Source organism: Methanophagales archaeon (assembly GCA_021159465.1).
Classification (GTDB): domain Archaea; phylum Halobacteriota; class Syntropharchaeia; order Alkanophagales; family Methanospirareceae; genus G60ANME1.
This window is the reverse complement of sequence record JAGGRR010000266.1, coordinates 1-8229: the sequence shown is the minus strand read 5'-3', so window position 1 is coordinate 8229 and position 8229 is coordinate 1. Positions and strand designations below refer to the sequence as shown.

General features: G+C 47.5%; 7 protein-coding genes. All 7 read left to right on the top strand.

Translation table 11 applies throughout. From position 1 onward, the window contains the following. Window positions 1–1232: bifunctional ornithine acetyltransferase/N-acetylglutamate synthase (gene argJ / locus J7J01_10680; protein MCD6211324.1), on the top strand; the 1232-nt coding region annotated here is incomplete at its 5' end. 2 nt (window positions 1233–1234) lie between these two features. Then, on the top strand, window positions 1235–2689 hold the full coding sequence (gene gatA / locus J7J01_10675; protein MCD6211323.1) for an Asp-tRNA(Asn)/Glu-tRNA(Gln) amidotransferase subunit GatA: 1455 nt from the start codon (window positions 1235–1237) through the stop codon (window positions 2687–2689). 179 nt (window positions 2690–2868) lie between these two features. After that, the gene (locus J7J01_10670; GenBank protein ID MCD6211322.1) at window positions 2869–3186 is read left to right on the top strand and encodes an iron-containing alcohol dehydrogenase; all 318 of its coding nucleotides are present in this window, start codon (window positions 2869–2871) and stop codon (window positions 3184–3186) included. After that, window positions 3174–4055 carry an iron-containing alcohol dehydrogenase gene (locus J7J01_10665; protein MCD6211321.1) on the top strand — a complete coding sequence of 294 codons (882 nt, stop codon included), beginning with the start codon at window positions 3174–3176 and terminating at the stop codon, window positions 4053–4055. Before J7J01_10670 ends, J7J01_10665 begins: the two co-directional genes overlap by 13 nt. Window positions 4056–4124: 69 nt before the next feature. Next, on the top strand, window positions 4125–4478 hold the full coding sequence (locus J7J01_10660) for a DUF3782 domain-containing protein (GenBank protein ID MCD6211320.1): 354 nt from the start codon (window positions 4125–4127) through the stop codon (window positions 4476–4478). After that, window positions 4456–4740, top strand: coding sequence for a hypothetical protein (locus tag J7J01_10655; protein ID MCD6211319.1), 285 nt, complete (start codon window positions 4456–4458; stop codon window positions 4738–4740). Before J7J01_10660 ends, J7J01_10655 begins: the two co-directional genes overlap by 23 nt. Before the next feature lie 23 nt (window positions 4741–4763). Further along, complete coding sequence (locus J7J01_10650; GenBank protein MCD6211318.1) at window positions 4764–8225, top strand: FAD-dependent oxidoreductase; 3462 nt, start codon at window positions 4764–4766, stop codon at window positions 8223–8225. Window positions 8226–8229 lie beyond the last annotated feature (4 nt).

Below are 8229 nucleotides of genomic sequence, written 5' to 3'. Positions count from 1 at the left end.
TAGAGATGGAGATAGAGGTGCTAAGAGGTGGGATTTGCGCTGTAAGCGGTGTAAGGGCATACGGGATAAGAGAGAATAACAGAGGGCTGGCGCTGATAGAGGGCAAAGGTAAAGCAGTAGGTATGTTCACTATGAATAAGATGAAAGCAGCACCCCTCATCTTTACACAGCGATTGTTGCTTGAAAACGGGCGAATAAGTGCAATAATTGCTAATAGTGGCTGTGCGAACAGCTTTACTGGCGAAGAGGGTATGCGAAATGCGAATAGAATGGCAGAACTCGCTTCTGCTGTGCTTGGCGTTGATAAGAGCGAGGTGGCAGTCGCATCTACTGGCCCCATAGGGAAACAACTGGATATTGCAATGATAGCGCGGCAGGTTCAGGAGGTTGCTAAGAGGTTGACTTCAGATCCCGAGGGCAGTGCAGCGGCGGCAAAGGCGATTATGACCACCGATACGTTCCCGAAGGAACTGGCTATCAAGGTTGGCGAGGTAACAATAGGTGGTATAGCGAAAGGTTCAGGGATGATATACCCACATCTGGCTACGGCTACAATGCTGGCGTTCATCTATACAGATGCGGAACTGGATCGCGAAACAATGCGGACGTGCCTGAAAGATGCATGTGACAATTCATTCAATATGATTGTAGTGGATGGGGACATGAGCACGAACGATATGGTATTGCTCGTCAGCAGGGGTGGGAAGGAGATAAGCGCGGAAAACTTCAAAACGGGCTTGAATTATCTCTGTAAGGAGCTTGCAAAGATGATTGCGCGTGATGGCGAAGGTGCAACGAAGTTTATTGAGGTGAATGTGAGTCTGAAGGGAGCGCCAGTGCCACAGGGAGATGCGAAGTTGATTGCGCGTGAGATTCTACGATCACCGCTGGTGAAGAGTGCAATATTTGGCGAGCGTATTGATCTCGCATGTGGTCGTATAATAGCAGCCATCGGGAGCTGTACCAGTACCAGTACCAGTACCGTGCCAGAAGTAGAAGTGATATCAATGAAGTTCAGGGGAAAAGAGCAGGAGGCGGAGGTGGTGAGAAACGGAAGAATTGTCGGCAGATGGAATCATGAAGTGATGAAGGGTAAGGAGCTAACCATAGACATTGTGCTGGGTGGAGGAGAAGGGGAAAGCGAAGGGGAAAAGGAGACAACTGCAACTGCAACAGCCTGGGGCTGTGACCTCTCCTGTGATTATGTAATGCTGAACGCTTCAATGTTATGAAAATGGAACAAGAATCAACTTTAACAGCAACGGAAATCGTGGAAGGCATAAAAAGTGGGGCTATATCATGTGAGGACTTAATATCGAGGATATATGAGCGAATAGAAAAGAGCAAACTGAACTGCTATATCACGTTGAACAAGGAAGAAGCGCTTAAAAAAGCGAGGGAAACGGATAATAACAGAGAAGAAGAGGAATACATGCAGAAGAAGCTGCTTGGCGTACCTATCGCCATCAAGGACAGTATCTCCACCAAAAATATCCAGACCACGTGCGCATCGAAGATCCTCAGGGGTTATATCCCCCCATATGATGCCACCGTGATAGAGGCGCTAAAGCGAGAAGGTGCGATAATCATAGGTAAAACGAATATGGATGAGTTCTGCATGGGCTCTTCCACCGAGACGAGCTATTACGGACCAACATTAAACCCGCATGATCTCAGTAGAGTTCCCGGAGGCTCTTCTGGTGGTAGTGCCGCAGCTATAGCAGCAAGAGAGACGGTTCTTGCCCTTGGCTCCGATACCGGTGGTTCTATTCGCTGCCCTGCTTCTTTCTGCGGCATCATCGGAATAAAGCCCACTTATGGGCTCGTATCACGTTACGGGCTCATTGCATACGCCAATTCCCTGGAACAGATAGGTCCGATGGCATCGAATGTAAGAGATGCCGCATTACTCCTGGAAGTGATATCTGCAAAAGATGAAAGGGACAGCACACAGGTGAAGTTGAGTAACAGCAGCGCTACTAACTATCACTATCAGACAAGTCACGAGGGAGGTGCCGGTGTGAAAGATTTGAGGATAGGTGTGCCTAAGGAGTTCATAGAGGGTGTTTCACCAGAGGTTGAAGCTGCTGTTTGGAATGCCATTTACAGCTTTGAGGAGCTCGGGGCATCTTATGAGGAGATGAGCATGAGATATCTAAAATATGCACTCGCTGCTTATTACATCATTGCGATGTCCGAGGCATCATCGAATCTGGCGAGGTTTGATGGACTCAGATATGGGCTTCGACTGGAACAGGATGCTGATTGGCATACCACTTTCTCAAGGATAAGAGGAGAAGGGTTTGGAGAGGAGGTGAAGAGACGGATTATTCTCGGTACTTATGCTCTTTCCGTGGGCTACTATGGCAGATATTATCTGAAGGCATTGAAGGTGCGTACACTTATAAGGCGTGAGTTCAATGCCGCACTGAAGAGATATGATATCCTGGCACTACCAACAATGCCCTTTGTCGCATTTAAGCTTGGTGAACGGATAAAAGACCCGCTTTCTCTTTATCTCGCTGATGTTAATACTGTACCGATGAATTTAGCAGGTGTGCCATCCATATCAGTACCTTGCGCATTCTACAATGGGCTACCAGTTGGATTGCAGCTTGTGGGTGAGCAATTCAGTGAAGAAAAGATAATAAATGCTGCTATTGCTTATGAGGAATCTTCAAAGCTGTGATGTGTATGTGTATGTGGATTGAGTTGTGATGCATAGCAGAACCCGGAGCATACCAAAGGCATGTCCGTCTTATCGTCTCTATTGTGTTAATTGATAAATAGGCAAAGCACGGCACTGTTATCACTCTTATCTGTTTATATAACATCAATTTGTATATTCTAATGGTGGTGGATATGCAGATGTATTATGCGATTCAACTGCCAAAGCGAGTGGTCTTTGGTAGTGGGATAGCGGATAAGATAGGTGGGGAAGCGAAGTTGTTGGGTGCAAAGAGAACGCTCATCGTTACTGATGAGACGATGGAGAAGATGGGGTTGTGTGATAAGGTAGAAAAGTCTTTAAGAGAGGTATTGGAAGAAGTAGATGTATTTGATAAAGTTGAGTCTGAGCCTACATTGGCGATTGCCGATGAGATTGTCAGAGCTTCAAAGCATAATTACGACCTGGTTGTGGGGTCAGAGCTTCAAAGCATAATTACGACCTGGTGGTGGGTATAGGTGGTGGGAGCGTACTGGATATGGCGAAACTGGCATCAGCAGCTGCAGCCAATCCAGAACAGGAAGCAAGTGCATTCCTGGGTGCCAACAAGATTAAAAATCCGAGTGTACCCAAGATTCTAATCCCAACTACTGCGGGTACAGGTTCTGAGGCTACTCCGTTTGCATTGGTGATTACAAATGGCAAGAAGAAGGCGATAGCGAGTTCTTACAACCTCGCCGATGTCGTATTTATTGATGCCGCGTTCACAGCCACAATGCCGCCACGTGTAACTGCTTTTACGGGCATGGATGCATTGAGCCATGCGATAGAAGCTTTTCTATCACTTGGTGCGAATCCACTTACCGATTCGTTTGCACTGGAAGCGATGCGGAAGATCAGTAATAACTTAGAGGAGGCGTTCTCACACGGTGATAACCTCAATGCCCGTATGGAGATGTCATTAGCCGCGATGCTGGCGGGTATAGCATTTGGTAATGCGGGCGTTATCGCGGGACATGCAATAGCCCACGCATTTGGTGCAAGATATAAGGTGCCACACGGCGTTTCCGCTGCACTCACTCTGCCCTACATCATGGAATATAATGCTAATGCACCAACGGTGGGAGCGAGGATGAAGGAGATAGCGACAGCGCTGGTGGGAGAGAAGATAGAATCTGCGGAAGAAGCGGCATCAAAGGCGATAGCACGTGTGAGAAGCATGATAGAGCGTTTGGAATTACCAGCCCGATTGTCGGATCTGGACGTCCCGAGGGAGGACTTACCGGAGCTTGCGGAGGATGTAGAGAAGGAGAAAGGCTATCTGAAACGTAATCCACGCGAAATGGGGCTTGGAGATGCAATGAAGCTGCTGGAGAGCATGTGGTAATTAAAAATTAAATACCTACAAAACAAAATACGAAATACAGAGTACAAGTACAATAAAGACAATAAGGAAATGGCAGTAGCGGAATTGAAGAGCAGAAATCTTAAGTTACTTGGAGGGGACCGTGAGTTCAGGCTGAGCGTAGCCGGCTTTGTCGGCTTTAAAGAGGGGCTTGGCAGACTGGCGGAGCACGACCAACGCTTTGAGGAGCATGCCCGGCTGTTAAATGGGTTAGACCTCAAGATAGGGGATTTGGGTTCGAAAAGGGGTATTTTCAGAGAGGGCATGAAAAGCATTGTCGAGCAGTATTTCGGTGGAGAGGTGGAAAGAGGGATTACTGACGATGAGGAAGGCATCGTCTTCGGGCATCCATCAAAAGTCGAAGTTGATTTGATTGTAAAAGATGGGAAGCATATTCATCATTGAAATAAACTCGAGCATACGTAAAAGTGATGTCACCAACCTGTTCCAGGAGGGGATATTATACGAGAAAGTGAAGGACGTGAAGCCAAAGCTCGCTATTATTCCTAACGGGAAGAACAGAACGCAGGGAGAACTGATAAGAAAATTTGGCTGTGTGAAGATAGATTACTCCGCTGATATTGGCTTTTCGCTGCCTTATCCGCTGGAAAAGGAATTGATAGAGCCGCCGGATGAGGATATAGCCACAGAGCCTGTAATCTATTGATCTTCACGAATGGGTATTAAAACATGAAAATTGGCGTCTATGTGTGCCATTGCGGGACGAATATAGCAGCAACGGTAGATGTGAAGGAGGTGGCGGAGTTTGCAAAGACCCTGCCTGATGTCGCTATTGCACGTGATTACGTGTATATGTGCTCAGACCCCGGTCAGGACTTGATAAAGAATGATATTCGTACTGAGAAACTTGACCGCGTGGTCGTTGCTTCCTGCTCACCGCGGATGCATGAAGTAACGTTCAGGCGTGCATGTGAGGAAGCAGGCTTGAATGGCTATTGCATGGAGATGGCGAATATAAGGGAGCAGTGTAGCTGGGTTCACACTGATAAGGAGAAGGCAACGGAAAAGGCGAAGGAGCTGGTTGCGAGTGCAGTTGCAAAAGCATCATTATTACAGCCCCTGGCGCCTATGCGAGTGGGTGTAACACCTTCTGCACTGGTGATAGGTGGTGGAATTGCGGGTATACAATGTGCTCTGGACATAGCAGATGCGGGCTATGACGTGTATTTAGTGGAACGAGAGCCTTCTATCGGTGGACACATGGCTCAACTGGACAAGACTTTCCCCACTCTGGATTGCTCTGCGTGTGTGCTCACACCGAAGATGGTGGATGTAGCACGCCATGATAAGATAAAACTCATCAGCTATGCGGAGGTTGAGAGTGTAGATGGCTATGTGGGCAATTTCAGAGTACATATAAGGAAGAAGGCGCGCTACATCGATGAGAGTAAATGCACAGGCTGTGGTGAATGCGCAAAGGTATGTCCAGTGAAGGATGTTATACCGAATGATTTCGATTTGGGTCTCACGAAGAGGGGTGCGTTATATATACCATTCCCACAGGCTATCCCATTGGTCTATACAATAGACAAGATAGAAGGTACGCCACCATGCCGATTGGGCTGTCCCGCAGGTGTGAATGTGCAGGGCTATATCGCATTGATCGCCCGGGGGAGATATAAAGAAGCGGTGGATTTGATAAGAGAGACAAATCCTCTACCTGCAGTTTGTGGGTATGTATGCACACATCCATGCGAATCTGTCTGTAATCGTGCTGCAATTGACGAGCCAATAGCAATAATGGCATTAAAAAGGTTTGCAACTGACAATATAGAAGAAGAGGAAGAAGCGGGCATAGATGCAGCAGCCGGTGTGGAGGTAGGGGTAGGAGTAGAGGTAGAGGAGCAGAGTGAGAAGATAGCGATTATCGGTTCAGGTCCTGCGGGTCTCACGGCAGGCTATTACCTTGCGAGAGCGGGTTATAGGGTGCGAATATTTGAGAAGTTGCCGGTCTCAGGAGGTATGCTTGCAGCCGGAATACCCCATTACAGGCTGCCACGTACTGTATTAAGGAAGGATATAGAGTATATCAAGCGTATATGCAGTGGGAGAATGGAGATAGAGACAGGAAAGGCGATAGATAAAAACGCTTTTGCGAGACTTATGAATGAATATGATGCCATTTGTATCTCTGTTGGTGCGGATAAGAGCAGGAAACTTGGTATTGAAGGCGAAGAACTGAAAGGAGTAGTTCATGGCGTTGATTTCCTCCGGGAATTGAATTTCAACCTGGATAAAGTGGGTACGGGAGATAGCTATGTAGAGATGGGGATAGGGCATAAAGTGGCGGTGATAGGAGGAGGCGATGTGGCGGTAGATGCTGCGAGATGCGCTTTACGGCTGGGTGCAGAGGTGACAATAATATACAGACGAACACGTGAAGAGATGCCAGCGCGTGAAGAGGAGCTGCGAGATGCCGAGGATGAGGGTGTGCGACTCTTATATTTAGCATCACCGAGCAGGATAATCGGTAGCGAGCAAGTGGAGGCGCTGGAATGTATCAAGATGAAGCTGGGCGAGCCCGATGAATCGGGTAGGAGAAGACCGATACCTATTGAGGGTTCGGAGTTCATTCTTGATGTGGATACAGTAATAGTGGCAGTAGGGCAGCAATCAGGACTTGAATTCCTGGAGGGCAGTGGTATAGATGTGGAGGGTGGAAGGATCAGAGCAGATCGATTTGGGCGTACGAGTAAGGAGGGCATATTCGCCTGTGGTGATGCAGTAACAGGACCGGCAACGGTGATAGAAGCGATAGCGGGGGGTAAGAAAGTTGCAGAGGTTATTGATTGCTATCTGCGGGGCTTACCAGCCAAGGAGGAGGAAGTAAGGGAGGAAATAGGAATAGAGGAGGTAAGAGCGCGGCTTAAGGGTGCAATAGAGCCAAAAACCCGTAAGAAACAGCGAAAGCTACCGGTGGATGAGAGGATACACAGTTTTAATGTGGTTGAGGTTGGTTTTGATCACGATGAAGCGATAGAAGAGGCGGATAGATGCCTGAAATGCGGAATCTGTGCCGATTGCAGGCTCTGTGAGCGTGTATGCGAGGCTGATGCGATAATGCATGACATGAGAGATGAGATGCAGGAGATAGAAGTGGGTGCGATAGTGGTAGCAACGGGTTATGATTTATTCGACTCTGCTTTAGAGCCAAATTACGGGTATGAATACGATGAGGTAATAACAAGCTTGGAATTTGAGAGGCTCTGTAACGCTTCAGGTCCCACCGGCGGCAAGATAGAGATAAATGGAAAAGAGCCGAAAGAAGTGGTTTTCATATCCTGTGTAGGGTCAAGGGAGAAAGAGGTGGAAGGAGGAAAAGGAAATGAGTATTGTTCGCGTGTGTGCTGTATGTATATAGCAAAGCAGGCGCATCTGGTGAAGGAACATATTCCGGATGTAAATGTAACGGTGTTCTATACGGATGTAAGAGCGTTTGGTAAAGGATTTGAGGAATTCTACAGGCGGGTGAAAGAGGAAGGAGCGAATTACATAAGAAGGGAGTTAACAGACGAGATAAAAGTGGAGAAGGATGGAAATGGGAGATTGAGAGTAAAAACGATAAGTAAAGGTCGCACTATCGAAAAGGAAGCGGACCTTGTGGTGCTTGCAACGGGTATTGTTCCCCGAACTGATATCCTTGAGCTTGCAAGGATATTGAAGATAACACAAAGTGCTGATAAATTCTTTATGGAGGCACACCCAAAACTTCGTCCTATGGATACGCTTACAGATGGCATTTTCATTGCTGGATGCTGTCAATCGCCAAAGGATATTCCTGACAGTGTGGCACAGGCATCGGCAGCGGCATCGAGGGTTTGCAGTATCTTATCCAGGGAATATATAGAGGTGGAGCCGATAATCGCAGAAGTGAACAAGGAGCTCTGCATTGGATGTGGCGCCTGCGAGGAAGTATGTCCATTTGGAGCAATCGAGTTAAAAGAAGAGGAGAAGGAGTTAGAGGAAATCGTGCTCAGAACGAGGAAATCGTATGTTAATCCTGTACTATGTAAAGGCTGTGGCGCTTGCATTGCGGAATGCCCGGTTGGTGCGATGACCCAAAAACATTTCACATCTGCACAGATAGATGCGATGATGAAAGAGGTTGGAGGAGATGAAGATGAAACTTAGCAGT